Annotated in this window: 20 protein-coding genes; 3 read left to right on the top strand and 17 right to left on the bottom strand. The window is 39.0% G+C overall.

The genetic code is table 11. From position 1 onward, the window contains the following. Nucleotides 1-9: 9 nt before the first annotated feature. The 3 genes from DB729_RS08460 to hisS all read right to left on the bottom strand — a co-directional run bounded on the left by DB729_RS08460 (nt 10) and on the right by hisS (nt 2,350). Nucleotides 10-723, bottom strand: a complete 714-nt coding sequence (locus tag DB729_RS08460; protein WP_084868539.1) for a DUF3169 family protein — start codon at nt 721-723, stop codon at nt 10-12. Next, nucleotides 720-926, bottom strand: coding sequence for a helix-turn-helix transcriptional regulator (locus DB729_RS08455; RefSeq protein ID WP_000916948.1), 207 nt, complete (start codon nt 924-926; stop codon nt 720-722). Before DB729_RS08455 ends, DB729_RS08460 begins: the two co-directional genes overlap by 4 nt. A 143-nt stretch (nt 927-1,069) precedes the next feature. Beyond that, a complete protein-coding gene (gene hisS, locus DB729_RS08450) occupies nt 1,070-2,350 on the bottom strand; it encodes a histidine--tRNA ligase (protein WP_109290252.1) in 1,281 nt (426 codons plus the stop codon). A 167-nt stretch (nt 2,351-2,517) separates the two neighbouring features. Here hisS and DB729_RS08445 point away from each other — a divergent pair, with 167 nt between their 5' ends. After that, on the top strand, nt 2,518-2,859 hold the full coding sequence (locus DB729_RS08445; protein ID WP_001204052.1) for a metal-sulfur cluster assembly factor: 342 nt from the start codon (nt 2,518-2,520) through the stop codon (nt 2,857-2,859). A gap of 174 nt (nt 2,860-3,033) precedes the next feature. Here DB729_RS08445 and ilvD read toward each other — a convergent pair whose 3' ends face one another. Continuing rightward, a complete protein-coding gene (gene ilvD / locus DB729_RS08440; RefSeq protein ID WP_109290251.1) occupies nt 3,034-4,737 on the bottom strand; it encodes a dihydroxy-acid dehydratase in 1,704 nt (567 codons plus the stop codon). Nucleotides 4,738-4,954: 217 nt separating this feature from the next. On the opposite strand from ilvD, the gene rpmF reads away from it, so the two are divergent. Next, nucleotides 4,955-5,137, top strand: coding sequence for a 50S ribosomal protein L32 (gene rpmF / locus DB729_RS08435; RefSeq protein ID WP_000290417.1), 183 nt, complete (start codon nt 4,955-4,957; stop codon nt 5,135-5,137). Nucleotides 5,138-5,152: 15 nt separating this feature from the next. Continuing rightward, nucleotides 5,153-5,302, top strand: a complete 150-nt coding sequence (gene rpmG, locus DB729_RS08430) for a 50S ribosomal protein L33 (RefSeq protein WP_001265622.1) — start codon at nt 5,153-5,155, stop codon at nt 5,300-5,302. Nucleotides 5,303-5,990: 688 nt separating this feature from the next. Here the strand turns inward: rpmG and DB729_RS08425 are convergent. The 13 genes from DB729_RS08425 to DB729_RS08360 all read right to left on the bottom strand — a co-directional run bounded on the left by DB729_RS08425 (nt 5,991) and on the right by DB729_RS08360 (nt 20,220). Next, the gene (locus tag DB729_RS08425) at nt 5,991-8,858 is read right to left on the bottom strand and encodes an NACHT domain-containing protein (protein ID WP_109290250.1); all 2,868 of its coding nucleotides are present in this window, start codon (nt 8,856-8,858) and stop codon (nt 5,991-5,993) included. A 787-nt stretch (nt 8,859-9,645) separates the two neighbouring features. Further along, nucleotides 9,646-9,858 carry a hypothetical protein gene (locus tag DB729_RS08420; RefSeq protein WP_000710706.1) on the bottom strand — a complete coding sequence of 71 codons (213 nt, stop codon included), beginning with the start codon at nt 9,856-9,858 and terminating at the stop codon, nt 9,646-9,648. A gap of 66 nt (nt 9,859-9,924) precedes the next feature. Next, nucleotides 9,925-10,116: a hypothetical protein gene (locus DB729_RS08415; RefSeq protein ID WP_109290249.1), complete on the bottom strand. Its 192-nt coding sequence runs from the start codon at nt 10,114-10,116 to the stop codon at nt 9,925-9,927. 399 nt (nt 10,117-10,515) lie between these two features. Next, complete coding sequence (locus DB729_RS08405; RefSeq protein ID WP_109290281.1) at nt 10,516-10,743, bottom strand: 16S rRNA processing protein RimM; 228 nt, start codon at nt 10,741-10,743, stop codon at nt 10,516-10,518. A gap of 72 nt (nt 10,744-10,815) precedes the next feature. Continuing rightward, a complete protein-coding gene (locus DB729_RS08400) occupies nt 10,816-11,031 on the bottom strand; it encodes a hypothetical protein (RefSeq protein WP_109290248.1) in 216 nt (71 codons plus the stop codon). 80 nt (nt 11,032-11,111) lie between these two features. Beyond that, a complete protein-coding gene (locus DB729_RS08395; protein WP_109290247.1) occupies nt 11,112-11,294 on the bottom strand; it encodes a 4-hydroxy-3-methylbut-2-enyl diphosphate reductase in 183 nt (60 codons plus the stop codon). A 756-nt stretch (nt 11,295-12,050) separates the two neighbouring features. Continuing rightward, entirely contained in the window at nt 12,051-12,662 is a 612-nt protein-coding gene (gene rpsD, locus DB729_RS08390) for a 30S ribosomal protein S4 (RefSeq protein WP_000092756.1), read from the bottom strand. Nucleotides 12,663-12,864: 202 nt separating this feature from the next. After that, nucleotides 12,865-13,899, bottom strand: a complete 1,035-nt coding sequence (locus tag DB729_RS08385) for a sensor histidine kinase (RefSeq protein ID WP_042768210.1) — start codon at nt 13,897-13,899, stop codon at nt 12,865-12,867. Beyond that, nucleotides 13,896-14,594 carry a response regulator transcription factor gene (locus tag DB729_RS08380; protein ID WP_109290246.1) on the bottom strand — a complete coding sequence of 233 codons (699 nt, stop codon included), beginning with the start codon at nt 14,592-14,594 and terminating at the stop codon, nt 13,896-13,898. The genes DB729_RS08385 and DB729_RS08380 overlap by 4 nt, the downstream gene beginning before the upstream one ends. Nucleotides 14,595-14,674: 80 nt before the next feature. Next, nucleotides 14,675-17,209 carry an SSURE domain-containing protein gene (locus tag DB729_RS08375; RefSeq protein ID WP_109290245.1) on the bottom strand — a complete coding sequence of 845 codons (2,535 nt, stop codon included), beginning with the start codon at nt 17,207-17,209 and terminating at the stop codon, nt 14,675-14,677. Between the two features lie 154 nt (nt 17,210-17,363). Continuing rightward, nucleotides 17,364-18,029, bottom strand: a complete 666-nt coding sequence (locus tag DB729_RS08370) for a potassium channel family protein (protein WP_001283891.1) — start codon at nt 18,027-18,029, stop codon at nt 17,364-17,366. Between the two features lie 13 nt (nt 18,030-18,042). Continuing rightward, nucleotides 18,043-19,422 (bottom strand): TrkH family potassium uptake protein, encoded by a 1,380-nt coding sequence (locus DB729_RS08365; RefSeq protein ID WP_033583597.1) that lies wholly within the window; start codon nt 19,420-19,422, stop codon nt 18,043-18,045. Nucleotides 19,423-19,455: 33 nt separating this feature from the next. Continuing rightward, nucleotides 19,456-20,220, bottom strand: coding sequence for a nucleoside phosphorylase (locus DB729_RS08360; RefSeq protein WP_033583595.1), 765 nt, complete (start codon nt 20,218-20,220; stop codon nt 19,456-19,458). Between the last annotated feature and the right edge of the window lie 212 nt (nt 20,221-20,432).

Genomic DNA, 20,432 nt, shown 5'->3' with positions numbered 1-20,432 from the left:
GAACTCCTTTTACTTAAAGTAACGTTTTGTTTTGCGTAGCTGGTCAATATTGATATAAAGATGGATTACAATTAGGATAAGCAAGGCAACCAGCTGGGTTTCTTGCAGGATGGTTGATAGTACAAATAGTAGAATGTAAAGCGCAGGGAGTATGATTTGATTCAACCTAAATAGGGTCAAATAAGCATTCTCCATTTCTGCCTGCTTCTCTCCTTCATCATAACTGTTTAGAAAAGACAAAACTTCTTTTGGAGTCGAGAAAATAGATAGTTTATACTGGCGAATGAGAAAAATTGTTCGCACACAATAATTTGCAACAGCAAAAGAAAAGAACATTAAAACAAGTGAAAAGATGAAAAGATAGACATTCTCAATTACTGGAGAAGTGACAATTACTAAACAGCAAAGCATCGCAATCATCAAAATGTTCGAAGCAACTGTTCCATAGTCCAAGAAGCGATAAGCACTCACATATGCCTTTTCATTAGCTTCTTCCTCTTCTACTGTTTGGTAAATCACGTAAGCTTCACGACCCTTTCGAAGGTAGTACACAGCTAAAGCGAGAGATATTACTCCAACAATTGCAATAAGACCGAAAGAAGTATATAAAACTTGTTCGATTTGAATCTGATTGAATAGTCCTCTTAGAGCGAGACTAAGCATTCCCAGAAAGAAACCTAAAACCCCTGCTCCGATTCCAATCCATTTATGTTTGTGTTTCATTCCTCATCCTCCTCTATACGAAATACCGACTCGACTGGTTCATTGAATATCTGTGAAATCTTCAGGGCGATCACAACTGACGGGGTGTATTCGTCCCGTTCTAGTAGGCTAATGGTCTGTCTGGAAACTCCTGCTAGCTTGGCCAGTTCGGTCTGATTGAGACCATCGCGAGCCCGAAGCTCTTTTAAACGATTTTTTAGCATTCCCTTCTCCTTTATTCTTAACTTGCTTACATTGTAACACATCTTTTTCTTTTTGACAAGTATACTTGTCAAAAAGTTTATGATTTTTGTCATTTTGTAAAAGAAACTGGTCGGGAGTAAGATCCCGACCAGTTTATCTGTCATTAAAAGCCTAATTTTTCAAAGATTTCTGAGAAATTTTGATTGATAGCATCAAGTGACACTTGAACTTCTTCTCGGGTTTGGTTGTTCTTGACTGTCACTTGTCCGCTTTCGACTTCACTCTCTCCTAGGGTGATGAGGGTCTTAGCCGCAAAGACATCGGCTGACTTGAACTGAGCTTTGAGTTTACGGTTGAGGTAATCACGCTCTGCTTTGAATCCTTGTTGGCGAAGAGCCTGTACCAACTCCAAGGCCTTGACATTTGCGTCTTCACCCAAGACTGCGATATAGACATCTAGAGCGTTCTCGATAGGAAGGGCCACACCTTGTTTTTCAAGGATGAGGAGCAGACGCTCTACACCAAGTCCAAAACCAAATCCAGCAGTCTCAGGGCCACCAAAGTAGGAAACCAAGCCATCGTAGCGACCTCCTGCACAGACTGTCAAGTCATTGCCCTCGATTTCAGTGATAAACTCGAAAATCGTGTGGTTGTAGTAGTCCAGACCACGCACCATATTGGTATCGATGATATAGTCTACACCCAGATTTTCCAACATCTGACGCACAGCATCAAAATGAGCTTGACTTTCTTCATCAAGGAAGTCCAAGATAGACGGCGCATTCTCCACAGCTACCTTGTCTTCTTTCTCCTTAGAGTCCAAGACACGAAGAGGATTTTCCTCCAAGCGACGTTGGCTATCCTTAGACAAGGTCTCCTTGAGCGGTGTCAAATAATCAATCAAGGCTTGACGGTAAGCCGCACGGCTCTCAGGATTTCCAAGAGTGTTGAGGTGTAGTTTGACACCTTGGATGCCGATTTCTTTCAAGAAATGAGCTGCCATAGCGATGGTTTCCACATCGGTAGCTGGATTGCTAGAGCCAAAACACTCAACACCGATCTGGTGGAACTGGCGCAAACGACCTGCTTGCGGGCGCTCATAACGAAACATAGGTCCCATGTAATAGAACTTACTTGGCTTTTGCACTTCAGGAGCAAAGAGTTTATTTTCCACATAGGAACGGACAACGGGCGCAGTTCCTTCTGGACGAAGAGTGATATGGCGGTCACCCTTGTCATAAAAATCGTACATTTCCTTGGTTACGATATCCGTTGTATCTCCGACAGAGCGACTGATGACCTCGTAATGCTCAAAAATAGGCGTACGCACTTCCGCATAGTTATAGCGCTTGAAAATTTCACGGGCAAAGCCCTCAACGTACTGCCACTTGGCAGATTCAGCAGGTAAAATATCCTGCGTTCCTTTTGGTTTTTGTAATTTCATAGGGAATCCTCTTTAAACTTAATAGTCTTATTTTACCATAAATAGAGGGATTAAAACAGTGAGAGTAGAAAATCTCAAGAGAGTCTTTTCAGAAAATTCATCAAAAACTTGCCAAATTGTCAGAATTATGAGAAAATAGGGGATATTTATCACGTGGAGGGACTGTTATGAGAGACGATATCAAAATCAATGACCGCGCTTTGGCCTTACAAGACCAAATTATCGAAAAACTAGAGAAAGTTTTTGATACAGATGTGGAATTGGATGTTTACAATCTGGGCTTGATTTATGAAATCAATCTGGACGAAACAGGTCTCTGCAAGATTGTCATGACTTTCACTGATACTGCCTGCGATTGCGCCGAAAGCCTGCCTATCGAAATCGTCGCAGGTCTGAAACAAATCGAGGGTATCGAAGATGTCAAGGTTGAAGTTACCTGGTCGCCTGCCTGGAAGATCACACGAATCAGTCGCTACGGCCGTATTGCTCTTGGACTACCGCCTCGTTAATACTCTTCAAAAATCTCTTCAAACCACGCCAGCTTTATCTCCAACCTCAAAGCTGTGCTTTGAGCAACCTGCACCTAGCTTTCTAGTTTGCTCTTTGATTTTTATTGAGTATAAGCAGGCAAATCACTTTTGAAGATGAAAAGAAGCAAGCCGAAAATGGCTTGCTTTTTGAGTTTATTTTTTACCTGACTTGTCCATATTCCAGAAGTCTGTCACGGCTCCGCGTGAAGCAGATGATACGATATGGGCGTATTTACCAAGGACTCCACGGCTATAGAGTGGTGGCAAGGTTGTTTCTGCCTTGCGTTTTTCAAGTTCTTCTTCGGATACGGCCATGGAAATTTCTTTGGTATCTTGGTCAACTGTAACGATATCACCTGTACGGAGGTAGGCAATCGGTCCACCATCCTGAGCTTCAGGAGCGATATGTCCGACAACCAGACCATAAGTACCACCAGAGAAACGGCCATCTGTCAAGAGGGCAACCTTGTCTCCTTGACCTTTACCAACGATCATGGATGAAAGGGACAGCATCTCAGGCATACCAGGGCCACCCTTGGGTCCAACAAAACGGACAACGACTACATCGCCATCAACGATTTCATCTGTCAAGACAGCCTGGATAGCATCTTCTTCTGAGTCAAAGACCTTGGCTGGACCAACGTGACGACGAACTTTCACACCAGATACCTTGGCAACTGCACCATCAGGAGCAAGATTACCGTTCAGGATGATAAGCGGACCGTCTGCACGTTTAGGATTTTCAAGTGGCATGATGACTTTTTGACCTGGTGTGAGGTCTGCAAAGTCGGCCAAGTTTTCAGCGACTGTCTTACCAGTACATGTGATGCGGTCGCCATGAAGGAAACCATTCGCCAAGAGGTATTTCATAACCGCAGGCACACCACCGACTTCGTAGAGGTCTTGGAAGACATACTGACCAGATGGTTTCAAGTCGGCCAAGTGAGGCACACGTTCTTGGATTGTATTGAAGTCCTCAAGTGACAAGTCAACATTAGCCGCATGGGCAATGGCAAGCAAGTGAAGAGTAGCATTTGTAGAACCACCGAGAGCCATGGTTACAGTGATGGCATCTTCAAAGGCTTCACGAGTCAAGATATCGGATGGTTTGAGACCAAGCTCCAGCATCTTGACAACAGCACGTCCTGCTGCTTCGATATCTTCTTTCTTGTCAGCTGATTCAGCTGGGTGAGATGAAGACCCTGGCAAACTCATCCCTAGAACTTCGATAGCGGTCGCCATGGTATTAGCAGTATACATACCACCACAGCCACCAGGCCCAGGGCAGGCATTACATTCGAGACGTTTGACGTCTTCAGCCGTCATGTCACCATGGTTCCACTTACCGATACCTTCAAATACAGAAACCAAGTCGATGTCTTTACCATCCAGTTTTCCAGGGGCGATAGTACCACCGTAGGCGAAAATAGCTGGGATATTCATATTGGCAATGGCAATCATAGAACCAGGCATGTTCTTATCACAGCCACCGATAGCTACAAAGGCATCTACGTTGTGACCACCCATGGCAGCTTCGATAGAATCCGCGATGATATCACGTGACGTTAGGGAGAAGCGCATACCAGGCGTTCCCATGGCAATCCCATCTGCTACCGTAATGGTTCCAAATTGTACAGGCCAAGCACCAGCAGATTTGACACCTTCTTTAGCCAATTTCCCAAAGTCATGTAAGTGAATATTACACGGTGTGTTTTCTGCCCAGGTTGAAATGACCCCTACAATCGGTGTTTCAAAGTCTTTATCTGTCATACCAGTCGCACGCATCATAGCACGGTTTGGTGATTTTACCATACTGTCATAAATGCTACTGCGGTGACGTTTGTCTAATTCTGTCATTTGTTCCCTCCCATTTCAGTTTGTTCCATTATAGCACAATTTTCATATGAATAACAGAAGAAAATTTTTAAATTTTCAGACAATTCAACAGTGTACGATAAAAAAATACAACTTTTTTTGTCAAGTAACTTTACTTTACAAAAAAGTTTTGATATACTATTAAAGTTGATGAAAATCAAACCTAATTGAATTTATATCTTAAAAGGAGAAAAACGAAATGGCAGTACCTGCACGTCGCACATCAAAAGCGAAGAAAAATAAACGTCGTACTCACTACAAAGTAACAGCTCCATCTGTAAACTTTGACGAAACTACTGGAGATTACTCACGTTCTCACCGCGTATCACTTAAAGGATACTACAAAGGACGTAAGATCGCTAAAGCTGCATCAGCTGAATAATAGAAGGGAGATACCATGCGCGTAAATATTACACTTGAACACAAAGAATCTGGTGAACGCTTGTACCTTACTTCTAAAAACAAACGTAACACTCCAGACCGTCTTCAATTGAAGAAATACTCACCAAAACTTCGCAAACACGTTGTGTTTACCGAAGTGAAATAAGGGTTCACTACTCGTCAGTAGACTTTAGAAACCTTGATTTAAAGCAATTCTTGAATTTCGAAATTTCACTACATTGCGATATGAATCAATCGAATCACTACCTTTTTCACTACCTTTTATGAAATAAGAAACTGATTCGTTTATTTAAAAAGAAGAGGAACTTTAGTGTCAAGCTCCTCTTTTTTATTTGTTCTTTTACTTACAAATCGTAAGACCTGGTTTTGAAAGTATGGGTTTCAGTTGGACTAAAAATGGCGTAATATCAAGGCTTTTCAGAACGATATATACTTATTCATTTCATGAAATTTGAATCAATATTTTTTTAATAGGGGAATAGTTTAGTTCTGTAAAAATTAACTTCTACACCCACAAAGATTAATCTGATGGACTTTATAACAGTCCAAGCAAAAAAAGTAGAGAAAAAGGTAGAGATTGAAATAATAGTAGAAATTCAGCGATCACAGTTTCCCTCTCTATATTTTAATCACTCTGATAACTCTGTTTCCACCTTGTATTTTCGTTATACAGTTACTTAAATCTTGAGCGTACAAAAACTTACTCAAATTGACGAATAATAAAGATTGAATATTGTTAGTCTATGAATTATCCACCTGTTTTTCTAAATGGATTATTAAAACTGTATATTAAGCTCTAACTACTCAAAAATATTATTTTGAAAACTGATTTGTTACATTTTTCCGAATATCTCTTCTAAACTCTTTTCTATTTCTTTATGAACATAATCACTTAATGGTGTATTTCCACTAGAATTTCTTGAGAATAAAAGAGTTGAAAAATCACTACTACGACTAGAAACATCTTTAGGGACTCTGTTTAATGAGTGATAGCTTTGTAGTATTTCATCATATATTTTTTCATAACACTTACTTAAATCACCTAGCGATACTTCAATTAAATTTTTATCTCCGGAATATGCCACATGATAATAACCTATCCACGGATTTCTTTCATCATCCTTATAAGTGACCAGTAGTTTGTATGGCATATCTTGAATTTTCGAAAAATATCTATAAATATTTGGAAAGTTATATTTTACCATTTCCAAATAACTCGCCTCAGCGAAATTTAAAAATGTCTCAACTATTTTTATTTTTCTTTTTGTAGAATATAAGTTCATTACTAAGCCATTTGACTCTGAATATTCTCTATCACGATCAGGTATGACAAAACTTCTATAATCTACATCAGACTGCAGCAAAATAGTTATCAGTTTATTTAAACTAAACAGCTCTACTCCTTCAGAAGTAGTATAACTTGCAACCTCAGGACAATCTTGAAGGATTTCATCTATCCTTTTTCTAACATTTTTACTCATTAAAGATATTTCATCAATATCTTTAAGCCAAGGTAATTTATTTTTTATTTCTTTCAAAAGTTCACATAAAATATAATTACTTGCAGGTAATGATTTCTTTTCTAAAATAGTTTTCAGATTATCTTTAATAATATCTATTGCTATTTTTCTACCACTATCTCCTATAAGGCCTGATAATTCTAAGTTTGTACTACGCTGAACCATTTGAGTCGTTTTAAAAAAGATAGTAGCCTGATATTCTTGAATCGCTTGACTCAACAATTCAGCGCTGATAATTTTTACATCTGGAACGCCTTTGTCCACGATATCAAACCAATAATAAAGGGTGTTTTCTTCCATACCTCCAGCAATTCCTATTTTTGATTCCAATCTACAATTTTCCATGATAAATGGTTCAAATTGCTCTGATATAGAGGAGAAATAGTTTTCTACTATAAATTTATATGTTTTGAGAATCTCTGATAATATTCTTTCTACATTATCTTCCCTAGAGAAATCTGTAATCCCATTACTCCTCAATAAATCATTTTTAGAATTAACACATTCAACATAAAGAGGCAAGTTATGTTGTAGAATAAAATCTAAAAATTTATCCTGCTCTTCAATGGTTGAAAACAATCCAGAGATAAAAATGACTACTTCTCGCCATTCTTCATTATGGATAAGTTTTTCAAGAAGTTCTGTATCTGATGAAACTGTTAGGCTATTCGTAATATAGTATGCCGCACAAAACTCCTTAAATAACTTATGAGAAAAATTAATTCTATCTGAAATACTAAAAATTCCAAAATTTAAGAAATAATCAATTGTATTTCTTTTATTTGGTGTAGACACTGGATAAGAACTTATTATTTTATCTACTTCACTGTATGTAAAACTAGACCGATCAAAATGTTCGTAAGAAAATTTGCCAAAAAGATTTAATGTTTCATGTAGGGATAATTCTGAATAACTATTTTTGTAGCGATAATTGTTTTCGAAATACTCTGTAAAAATTTGGGTTCTATTGAGCAACTCCTTATTTTGTCTATTAGCCAGAACAGTTTTACCAATCTTATAAAATAAAGGATTTCTAAACAATTCAAGATATGCTTTAGGAAGATTACTATACCATCCAAGTCTAATTAAATCACTTTGAATCATACTATCAGCAAGATTCGTTAGAAAGAAATTCTTTTCTTCCCCAAGCTCATTCTTATAGCGATTATTTCGTGTGGTAAAAAAGAAAAAATTTTGTTTATATTGTGTCATTAATTGATTGACTTCAGAAAAAAATTTAAATCTCTTTCTCTCATCAATAATATCATCAATACCATCGAAGAACAGTGCTAATTGATTATTAGCGAATAGCTGATTAATAGCCTCTTTAGAATTTCCTTCACAGAAAGGCTCCATTTTCGATTGAATAATCTCGAATAATGTTCCTAAACCATCCACGTACTGCATTAACGGAACATATACAGGAATTAATTGATAATTAGAATATTGTGCACATAATTGATTTATCAGTTTAAAGGTTTCAAATGTTTTTCCAAATCCAGCTTCTCCTTTCAATACAACTTTATGGTATTGTAAAAGAGTATCTAATGAATCTTTTTCCTTACTACCTTCGGTATCCTGAAATAAACTACGTTCAAAATAGTTGGACTGATCAAATGAATCACCTAATGTTTCTAACAAGGTTTCAATATAGGAACGTATTCTAAAATTACCATTTACAACCTGTTTTAACATCGCATTATTATCATCCACAATAGCCGTTATGTGCTGCAACTGCCTGTCTATGCCTTCAATAATCTCTCTAATAGTCCGACACAGTGCCTGCGATTCAGGAGTCCCTATTTTATTAAGTTGTCTAAATATAATTTCAAAATATTTTTGAATAATATGCTTTAACTCAATATTATATAATTTATACTTAGGGTATTTTTCAACAAACAAATTCATGTAAAAATCTACTGATTGATTTATTGTTTTCGATTGTAAAACATCTTGGTTAAGAAAATTTTTTATTATTTTTTCAAGAACGTTCTGTTCAATTAAAAATCTATCAAAATCTAGATAATATATCCTATCTCCATATTTCTCTAATATCGAGACTTCGACTTCATTTTTTAGTTTTTTACTGAAAAGCTTCAGTCTTAACTTCCCAAATACTCCTCTAAAATAATTTCCTAGTTCTTCTATCAGTAAGTTTTCTATTAAAGAAATAACAAGCATACATAATCTCCTTCTATATTCGATAGTATTCCATGTAAGCATTATCCAATGCTTTTTTAATATCTCAATTTTATCTCTGATACTAGTATTTTTAGATTTTTGATGAAGATATAAATTATCAACAGCATTTGAAACAGTAGTTACTAAGCCAAGTGCCGATTAATGTTGTCCCATTTTCAACTGAAAATATCTCTTTTAATTCAAAATTTGCTCATTATAAAATTTACAATAAATCTCTCTTTAAGTTTCTTAGTTTCTCCTTTTTCCCATCTCTCTAGTTTTTTTAAATTGTGACTCTTTAAGAGTCTTTTTCAATCCTAGTTTGATTTAAATCCATCTTAGAGAGTTTGAAAACAGCTTGATATCAAAATTTGCCAGAGATCATCTGTTTTCTTTTTTTAGAAAATTTGAATAAATTTGATCGAAATATGGAAATTTCTCAATACTTTTTAACTTGTTTGTATGTATGTAATCATAATTTAGAATAATAAAGAAACTAACAAAATGAGAAGTTTATAATTTCTGTTATAGATAAAAAGGGAGCTCAATACATATTATATCCCTTTACTATTTATAGTGTTATTATAGCAAAAAACAATGGAATTTCCATTGTTTTTATATTCAAATTCAAAAGATTTTATTAACTTTCCGAAAAATTTATATTTTCCGGAAAAATATCGAAATTAAATCAAAACTAAAAATATCTCATACATTTGAACTGAACCCCAAAAGTTAGACAGAAAAAATCTAACTTTTGGGGTGCAGTTCATCAAAGGTGCTTTTCATTTTAAAAAACTTGTGGAAAAACTTCATCCCATATATCTACTAAGCTTTTCCCGTCAAATACTTTAGCTTCCATAGCTTCATCAATTGTATCAAACTGCTGACCTTCATAATCATAACCAACTACACATATACTCGATAAAAAGCAAGCACCTCGGCTATTATAATTAAATTCAAGATCTTTGTCTAAATATTTTTTAATTTCATCCTTTTTCATATAGGACCATCTCAACTAAAACAATCTCAACAAACAAGATTTTTTCCTTAGATTCTATTCCCACTACTAGCTTTCTATGATGCTGACGATTTCATCTTCAAAATATTCATAAAGAGTTCCATCAACATCTACCATCAAGGAGTCAATCTCCTCGTCATTGTCAGAGGCGTCACAATAGTCTTCTACAAATCCTCTAACTACCGAGCCATTTTTTAACGTGATAATTACATCTGTACGGTTAAATTTCCAGAGTTTCATTTAAATATCCCTTTCAATATTGGCTAATTGCTTGGCTTTTTCGTAGTAAGGTGTTAAGAATTCGATAAATCCTTGTTAGTCGCTTGAATCATGCTCTTCTAAATGCATCATTAGATCAAAGTCATTAATAGTTTTAAAAATTTCAGGATTTTCATTATCCCAAGTCTCGGCAAACTCTTCATCTTCTCCCAAGAGAGCGTTAAACGTAAAAGAAAAATCCCCAAAATTATCAATCTACCCACTGACTGCATGCTTAAACATGTCTAATACTTTTGACTATATTTCATTACCCAAACCCTCCTAATAAGAGCATTGTAGCATATTAAACTGCGTTTTAAAAGTTTAACAGATAAAATCTAATTTTGGGGTGCGATTCATTCATCAAGCGTGATTTTTATTTTAATAATACTGCACTACAATTCCATCCATGATTTCTATTAAAGTGTTATCGCCAATTTTTAAAGAAATCAGATCAATGAATGACGATACCTGATATTCTTTATCTCCAATCACCACTCTAATGTCATGAAAAGAATTAGGAAAAATCCCACATACTTGACCATTATAATCAAAAGAGGCGTCCCAACCATTGTCATATAAGGCTTGTAAATCATCTAATATCGCCATATAAACTAAATCCTTTTCCATAGTATTTTCTTTCAAATAAGGCAGATAAAAGCACCTAGATTGTTCTAAGTCCTATGAGATGGTTTTAATCGAGACAATCTCACTCTCAAAGAGAGAAATTTCAGTATCTTCATCTGGACTAGGATTGTCAATGAGGATAGTGATTTCATCTTGCTCATCATTGTCCATTTCGTCAACAAAGTCTATGACACGTCTCTTGATTATCTTGTCGCAATTAGTGACTACCTGAACTCTTGATCGTAGGCACCTCCAAAGCTGTTTACTCATTTATTTTCCTCTCTTCGTCGCTAGTTTCTCGATAGTTCTTATACTTTTTATAGTTAGTCGATAAAATCGCCTAGGTTGAACTAAGCCCTAACAATTTTGATTTCCTTGATAATATCTTCAGGATATGAGCAATCACCTATGACTAATTCGTCAGGACCATCTAAATCATAAGCGTCAAACCAATCAACCACCCAGCCCTTGATGGAAGTCCCATCTTCTAAAATAAGGCAAACATTTTTATCAACATATTCCCATAGTTTCATTGAGTTCCTTCTCTCTAACAGCGGAACAATATGACCCAATATTAGTTATTTACTAATGGCTTTTAGTTCCTGTTAAAAGCATTATAGCACACCTTGCTTGCTAAAGTACTACAGATACTCCATTAGAATAACTTACTACTTTGTTTTCTTGTAAACATATTGTATACTTAAATAAAGGAACTGGTTTGGCTCCCAATGATCTATTCTAGGTTGGTGCCTAAGTCAGTTCCTTTTGTCATCCCGACTATCATCAAAGGGTGGGCTTTAAATATTCTTGCGTCAATTAGTTTTTTAGTCTATAATTAAATTAACGGATAGAGGTTTTCCATCTCCCCTTGAAACAGTTCATTCTGCAGTAGGAGGTGGGACACCTCTATTTTTTATAATCGCTAACCTCCGATTATACTTGTACTAGAAATTTTTTTGAGTTATAATTAGCTTAAGGTAAAGGTGGTCTAACGCCCATGAAACAGCTTACTGTGGAGGCGGTGGGTCACCTTTATTTGATTTCAAAATCAAGAAGATGTATAATTAAGTCAAGAAAGAAGCATGGTTTTCCCGCCCAAAAGCTCTATAGCTGTGGGAGAGTCATGCTTCTTTTTTTCCTCTAAAAAGAGAACACAAAAAAAGCCGTCTCATTCTTTGAAACGGCTATGAAATCAATCTAGCAAATATCTAAGCAAACCCAGAAATCAACGTTTTAAGACAAAGCAAAAAGCCCACTGTTGTAGGCTTTCTGTAAGATATTTCTTAAAATTAAAGCATTTTGTTGTAGAATTCAACGACAAGTGCTTCGTTGATTTCTGGGTTGATTTCGTCGCGTTCTGGCAAGCGTGTCAATGAACCTTCCAATTTTTCAGCGTCGAATGATACGAATGCTGGACGTCCAAGAGTAGCTTCTACTGCTTCAAGGATTGCTGGAACTTTCAATGATTTTTCACGAACTGAGATCACTTGACCTGGAGTTACGCGGTATGATGGGATATCAACGCGTTTTCCGTCAACAAGGATGTGACCGTGGTTTACGAATTGACGAGCTTGACGACGAGTAGTCGCAAGACCAAGACGGTAAACAACGTTATCCAAACGACGTTCCAAAAGAAGCATGAAGTTGAAACCTAGGATTCCGCCTTTGATTTTTGTAGCTTGTACGAACAAGTTACGGAATTGTTTTTCACCTACACCGTAAGTGAAACGAAGTTTTTGTTTTTCAGCCAATTGCAAACCGTATTCTGACAATTTAGAACGGTTGTTTGGTCCGTGTTGTCCTGGTACGTAGTTACGACGTGCCAATTCTTTACCTGTACCTGTAAGTGAAAGGCCAAGGCGACGAGCTTGTTTCCAAGATGGTCCTGTATAACGTGACATATGTATGTCCTCCTGATATAAATAATATTTCGGTGGAAATAGTCACTTAGAAAGCCCTGATTCGTGCAGATGCCCTTCGCCTAAACAGCCAAGGTTACTTGTCATAAGACACCTGTTGACGAGCTTCATGCTTTCCTGCTGCTATTTCACACAAAGGCTATTGTACCATGAAAAGCTAGATTTGTAAAGGGATTTTACGCCTTTATTTCAAATTGAGGCTGAATGTAAACTTGCTTCCTAAGCCATACTGACTTTCTGCTGTGATTTCGCCACCAAGCTGATGAGCTAATTCTCTTGCAATCGCAAGTCCTAATCCATGTCCACCTGTCTTCATATTGCGCGAAGTTTCTACACGATAAAGTCGTTTGAAGATCTTTTCCAAATCTTCAGGAAGGATCCCCTGACCCTCGTCTTTCACACTGATTGTCAATTCTTGTTCTGTTAATTGGGCAAGAACCTCGATTCTGGTTCCTGGTTCTGAATATTTAAAGGCATTGTTTAACAAATTGACCAGAATGCGAGAGAGTTTGTCAGAATGGCTCTTGATTTTCGCCGACTCAGGTGATACTTGAATGTAAACATCCCGCTCCTCTTGTTCAATCTGGAGTTGAAATTCACTCATTGACTCAATCAGCAATTGATCTAAAAAGACCTCTTCGACTTCTTCATCAGCAGTATCTTGAGGTTGTGTATTGAGAGTCAAAACATCCAACTCCTCCACTAGCTTGTTTAGACGCTCAGTTTGTCGACCAATCGTGGTTAAGTAGTGGAGCCGCTCCTCTTCCTTGATCACTCCATCTAGAATTCCCTCCACAGTAACCTGAATGGAGGTAATGGGAGTTTTAATATCGTGAGAGAGCTGCGCAATCATCATTCTCTTTTCTTGCTCGCTCTCATCAAGTGATTGAAAGGTAGCCTGCAAATTGTGGGACATGTCATTAAAAGCCTGGCCCAGCTCTTGAAATTCTAATGGTCCCTTGGTTTCAATTTCTGTGCTGAAATCCTTGCTTGCTATATCCTGAGCTTGTTTTTTCAAATGTTTCAGAGAAGAGAACACAGGCGACAAAAGAAAGATGCTCACTGCAGCGCCAATGAAACTAGCAATCAAGGTCATTCCAACTAGAAAGTAAACTTCACTTTTCTCAATCAACATTCGTTGGACTGCCCAGAAAACGACCAAAATCGTTAGTAGAGTCGACACTAGATACCCCACTAAAATATAGTTTTTTAATTTCATTTTCTACCTCTTGGTCTTTCCATCTTATAGCCCAAACCCCAGACAGTTTTGATAGCAGGAGCATTTGAATTTGTATACTTGGTCAACTCTTGCCTCAAAGCATGGATATGAACATTGAGTGTATTGGTATCATCCACATAGTCCTCTTGCCATACCTTCTCGTAAAGTTCCGTCTTTGAAAAGACTCTCTCGGGATTGCTGGCTAATATCCATAGAAGTTCAAAGGATTTTACTGTCAATTCCAAAGGTTGATCCCCAATGCGAACCTCATGAGTCACATGGTTGATCACTAAGTCACCAAACTCGATCTGTTCTGTCTCTCCTCCACGGCTAAGGCGACGCAAGATATTATTCACTCTTAAAACCAATTCGCGTGGGCTAAAGGGTTTGACTATAAAATCATCTGCCCCCAAACTTAATCCATAAATCTTATCCTGTTCGCTTGTCTTAGCAGTTGTAAAGAGGAAGGGTTGATCCGGAGCGATATACTGAACTTCACTGATAAAATCATAACCATCCATATTGGGCATCATAATATCTGTGATAATGAGGTTGATAGATTTTTTTCTGAAAAGCTCTAATCCCTCCTTACCATCATGGGCGACCAAAACATCGTAACCTGCCTGTATAAGATAGCGGTTTTGAATATCTAGAATATCTATCTCATCATCAACCAGCAAAATTGTCTTTTTCATCTGACACTCCTTCGATAAAAACAGTGTTATACTTGCTTTAGTATAACACTATTTTCTCTAATGTTTAAATGATTTGAATCTTAATCTTCTCGTTTGGTTGTCAAACCCAAAAGTCCAACAAGACCTGCCAAGGCTAGACCAAAGATACCAAGGCCAGCTGTAGCCGTTTTAGCTTCCCCAGTATTTGGTAACATCGCTTTATCATCTTTTTTCATCATATTAGCCATTGGGCTAGAAGCTGGTTGATCTACTTTCATATCTGACATATGGTGATTTGTACCCATCATACCCTCAGTCGTACCTGTAGAGCCTGTTTCAGAAGGCTTCGTATTCATCTGACCTTGTTGAGATGGTGTTGACGCCATTTCTTTTCCACGAAGCTGAATCGTTACTTGACGAGTTGCGATAAGATTGGTCAAATCAGGTTTACCATCTTTAGAACCATACACTTTGACAGTAGCTTGGTAAGTGTGAGTGCCATTGGCACGAAGTTGGTCTAGAAGGGCTTGTCCTTCTTTGCCTGTCGTGTTGCCATTCAAATCCACTTCGTAGAAATATTGGCCTTTAGCCAAGCCTTCAAGTGGCAATAGCGCTGGGTTCTTCGCTGTTCCATTGTCAGACCATGGGGCTTTGTCGGAAGCTTTTAACAAGAGGCGAGTCAACATACCATCTCCACCAAAAGCTTCGTATGGAATAACTTGGTTGACACCGGCCAAGAAAGGTCCAGGAACCTTAGCCTTATCAAGGTAGCTAGCTGGAACATCAATCATGTCTTTGATATTGTTAACAACAGACTTTTTAACCTGATTTGGTGTGGTCAAGCCATTCAAATTAACAGTCAAATCTTTAGTCGCTACCAGATTAGTTAAGTCAGGCTTGCCATCTTTCGCACCGTACACCTTGATGGTAGCTTTATAGCTTTGCGTACCATTTTGTTTCAAGAGGTCAAGCAACTCTTTATCTGATTTTCCTTGGGTGCCTGCCAAGTCTACTTCGTAGAAGTAAAGGCCTTTGCCCAATTTCTCTACTGGTGGGAGAGCAGGATTTTTAGCTGAACCGTTGTCTGACCATGGGGCTTTATCTGAGGCTTTTAACAAGAGGCGAGTCAACATACCATCTCCACCAAAAGCTTCGTATGGAATGACTTGGTTGACACCAGCTGTAAATGGACCTGGGAAATTAGCTCTATCCAAGTAAGAAGCTGGGACATCTACTGTATCTTTGGTGTTGTCGGCCACACCTTTTTGCACTTCAGCTGGTGTGGTCAAGCCATTCAAATTAACAGTCAAATCTTTAGTCGCTACCAGATTAGTTAAGTCAGGCTTGCCGTCTTTTGCACCGTACACCTTGATAGTAGCTTTATAGCTTTGCGTACCATTTTGTTTCAAGAGGTCAAGCAGCTCTTTATCTGATTTTCCTTGGGTGCCTGCCAAGTCTACTTCGTAGAAGTAAAGACCTTTGCCCAATTTCTCTACTGGTGGGAGAGCAGAATTTTTAGCTGATCCGTTGTCTGACCATGGGGCCTTATCAGAGGCTTTCAAGATAAGGCGAGTCAACATGCCGTCACCAGCGAAGAATTCATATGGAATAACTTGGTTGACACCAGCTGTAAATGGTCCTGGGAAATTAGCTCTATCCAAGTAAGTAGCTGGGACGTCTACTGTGTCTTTAGTATTGTCGGCTACGCCTTTTTGGACTTCAGCTGGGGTAGTCAAGCCATTCAAATTGACAGTCAAATCTTTAGTCGCTACAAGATTAGTCAAGTCAGGTTTGCCGTCTTTTGCACCGTACACTTTAATTGTAGCTTTATAGCTTTGAGTGCCATTTTGTTTCAACAAGTCTAACAAATCTTTATCAGATTTACCTTGAGTACCTGCCAAATCTACTTCGTAGAAGTAGAGGCCTTTGCCCAATTTTTCTACTGGTGGAAGGGCAGGATTTTTAGCTGAACCGTTGTCTGACCATGGAGCCTTATCAGATGCTTTCAAGATAAGGCGAGTCAACATACCATCTCCACCAAAAGCTTCGTATGGAATGACTTGGTTGACACCAGCTGTAAATGGACCTGGGAAATTGGCTCTATCCAAGTAAGAAGCTGGGACATCTACTGTATCTTTGGTGTTGTCGGCCACACCTTTTTGCACTTCAGCTGGGGTGGTCGCTGGTTGCGCTTCACTGGCTTCACGGTCTTGTCCAGAAACTGTAGACTCAGGACTTTCCACAGGTTTAACTGCATCTTCTGTTTGTTTCTTAGAGTCAGGTTGTGCTTGCACTTCTTCTTTTGGTGCTACTACCGGCTCTTTAGCAGTTGCGTCCGCTTTTTCTGAAGAGCTTGTCGTATCCACACTTGCTTTAGGTGTTGGAATAGACCGTTCTGAAGGAAGAGCTACATCGACTGCTTTTTTGAGAACCTCTGCTGGTAAGTCGCTCTTTTCACTCACCGAAGTTGCGTCTGGCACGACTTGGGCAGGAGTTGGATTGACGACATCAGCACGCGCAGAACTTGGTTGACCAACTAGGACAAAGAAGCCACTGGCTACAACAACTGAAGCAACACCGACACTGAGACGGCGAATAGACCAACGAGTATATCTCTGATTTGGATTGAATTTCATAGGATTCTCCTTAGAGCTTTTTATTTGATGGCTCTAGTATAATCTCCTAAAATTAAAAAGGATTAAGAAAAAGTTAAAATTTTTCTTAAATCCCTCTTATAAAATACTTATATTGATTCATTAATCATTGAGGAAGAAAACAACCCTTCCTCTCCTACTCACTAAGCTCTGTTAGAGTATCCAAATGTTGGTTATTAATCACCGCCATGATATAGGCGCCTGACCGTAAAAGGTCATCGGGACCGAATTGAACATCTAGAGGAGAATTTTCATAGTCACGAAATCCAAGTACATTGAGATTGTATCGCCCACGTAAATCTAGCTGGCTAAGGCTTTTCCCCCCCCAAGATTGGGGGATTCTCATCTCGACAATTGAAACATTCTTGTCCAACTGAAAGACATCTACGCTGTTATGAAAGAGAATTCTCTGCGCTAACGAACGTCCCATTTCAAATTCCGGTGAGATGACCGAGTCCGCACCAATTTTCTCCAGTACCTTTTTGGCCATGTGACTTTTTACCTTGGCAATGACGGTCGGCACCCCTAGACTTTTACAGTGCATGACTGCAAGAACACTGGATTCTAGATTTTCCCCCGTTGCGACAACCACGGTATCGCAGGTGTCAATTCCAGCTGATAGAAGGAGTTCTTCATCCGTGATATCTCCAACAACCCCACGCGCCAGCACGGGTTCAAATTGATTAATGCGCTCCTCGTGGTCATCAATAGCAATGATATTCATATGATGCTTGGCAAGAGCAGCCAAAACACTACTCCCAAAAATTCCCAAACCTAAAATTCCAATTGTCCGATCTGACATCGTTTTTCCTTTCTTATCCGATAGTGATATCTGCTTTCATATAGTGAATCAAATCTTTCTTGTCTGGCTTATATTCTGCTAAGCTGACCAGTAGTGTCAAGGGGCCAATACGGCCAATAAACATCAGCAACATAACGATACTAAGGGCTAACTTACCTAACTCTGGTGTTAAATTTGCCGTTACCCCAACAGTAGCAAGTGCTGAAATGGTCTCAAACATGAGATAGATAAAGCGCGGATTTCCTTCTGCTGTTATCCCTAGTAAAATCAAGCCCAGTAAGAAAGTCAGCAAGAAGATAATAAAGACACTGAAAGATTTTTGCACGGTTCGAGGTTCAATAGTTCTCCGAGCCACATTGGCATGAGGCAAGCCCAATAGTTCACTACGAGCAAAGACCAACAAGACAAAGAAGGTCGTAATCTTGAGTCCCCCTGCTGTCCCTCCAGGTGCCCCGCCCAGAAACATCTGCAAAATGTAGATCAGTAAGGTAACTGGTCGAGCCTGGGTGTAGTCAATAGAGGCAAAACCTGCCGTTCTCATGCTGACAGTCTGAAAGAAACTGACCAGCAGTTTCTCTGGAGCGCTGAGATTTCCAATCGTCCCAGGATTACTCCACTCAATTAAGAGAGTCGATACTGTTCCAAAGAGCAAAATCCCCGCTGTTAAAAAGAGAACCAACTTGGTATGGAAACGTAGGCGCCGTTTTTTCTTTTTCCCAAACTGGGTCGCTAGGTCAAACCAGACCATAAATCCTAGCCCCCCCGTGATAATCAAACCTGCAATCACTAGATTGATCAAGGGATCCGTTTGAAAGGCTACCAAACTCGTACTTCCAAAATTATCAAATCCAGCATTACAGAAAGCGGAAACAGCCAAAAAGATAGAGGTTAACATCCCTCGACCCCAGCCAAATTCAGGAATGAAGCGGAAACTCAGGAGAAAGGCACCGAGCCCTTCTACCAGAAAAGTCGTCAAAAAGATCGAGCGGATGAAGTCCCTTAAGGACTGGGTTTCCCCATAACTAAAACTTTCTTGAATAGTCTCACGGCTACGAAGACTGAGCTTTTGTTTCCCTTGGATATAAAAGATTCCAATAAAGGTCATAAGCCCCAATCCACCGATCTGGATCAACAGCATGCAAATCAACTGGCCCCAGATATTGTAAGTAGAGGCCACCGGCTGGGTGAAGAGCCCTGTCACACAGACCATGGACACAGTCGTAAAGAGATGGTCAAAGTAGGTCGCTTGTGATGTTGCTGCTTGAACCAAGGGTAGGCTTAAAAGGAGAGAACCCAAGAAGATTACTAGGGCAAAACTTAAAAAGATGCGACGAGCTGGTGATAATCGAACTAGCGTCGTCTTTATTTTTTCAAAAAATGATTTGAATACCATAGCTACATTGTACCATAAAAACAGTAAGAGTACTCACATGTGGTGCACAATAGCAAGACAGAGTTCAAGCGCCTTATCAAAAGCTTCTGAACCCCAGTCACGACTGTCGTAGTTATCTAGATCCGCCAAGGAATCTGCAGTAAAGAGCAGTTCTCCCCAGACAACCCTACGTAACTGAGCTACTGCCGCAAGAGCAGAGCACTCCATCTCCACAACATCACAGCCTTCTTCCTTGCGATAGGCAACCTTTTCAGTCGTCTCTCGGTAAAAACCATCTGTCGTCCAGGTCATAACTTCCTCATAAGGAATGCCTCTTTGTTCCAAGACTTGCTCAATGGCAGAGATAGCCTCAATCTGTATCTCCATATAACGAGAAGATGCTACATAATGGTAGCTAGTCCCCTCATCTCGCAGAGCGCAAATAGGGATGAGAAAGGCATTCTCCTCTATATCGGCTAGGACGCCACAGGTACCAGTAGAGATGATTTGCTCCACACCATAGCCAATTAACCAATCCATAAACTGGGCCGCTGGGGCAGAGCCCACGGGCGCCTGGGCCAGACAGATCTCCTCGCCCTTGTAGTTGAGGACATAGACTGGATAAGTCTTGGTGGCCGAAACGAACTCACCAACACAGTCCGCCCCTACTTCCTTAGCATAGCGGTCAACCTCCTCCTCCAAAAACGCATAGATACACTTCTTTGGTAACTTTAAATCTAGCCCCTCATGTGTTGGCATAAGGACCGCCTGGGGATTGTCATCAAACTCTAAAATGGGAATCGCATGCTTCTGAATCATAGCTCACCTCCTCTAATTTTGTACTATTGTATCAAAAGCTGACGGAGTGTCAAGGAGTCGACTTTAGCAATCCAGAAATCTCCTCTTCTATACACTTGAGAAATCGTTGCACCGCTGGAGAAGTCGGCTTCTGTTTTGGCAAAGTGATTGAGGACTTATAAAAACATATCAAATCCAATAACAAAAAGACATGAATCTGAAATAAGCAGAAC

The sequence above is a fragment of the Streptococcus halitosis genome (assembly GCF_003143695.2).
Taxonomy (GTDB): Bacteria; Bacillota; Bacilli; order Lactobacillales; family Streptococcaceae; genus Streptococcus; species Streptococcus halitosis.
The sequence above is the reverse complement of the archived record's forward strand: the minus strand, read 5'-3'. Positions and strand labels throughout refer to the sequence as shown.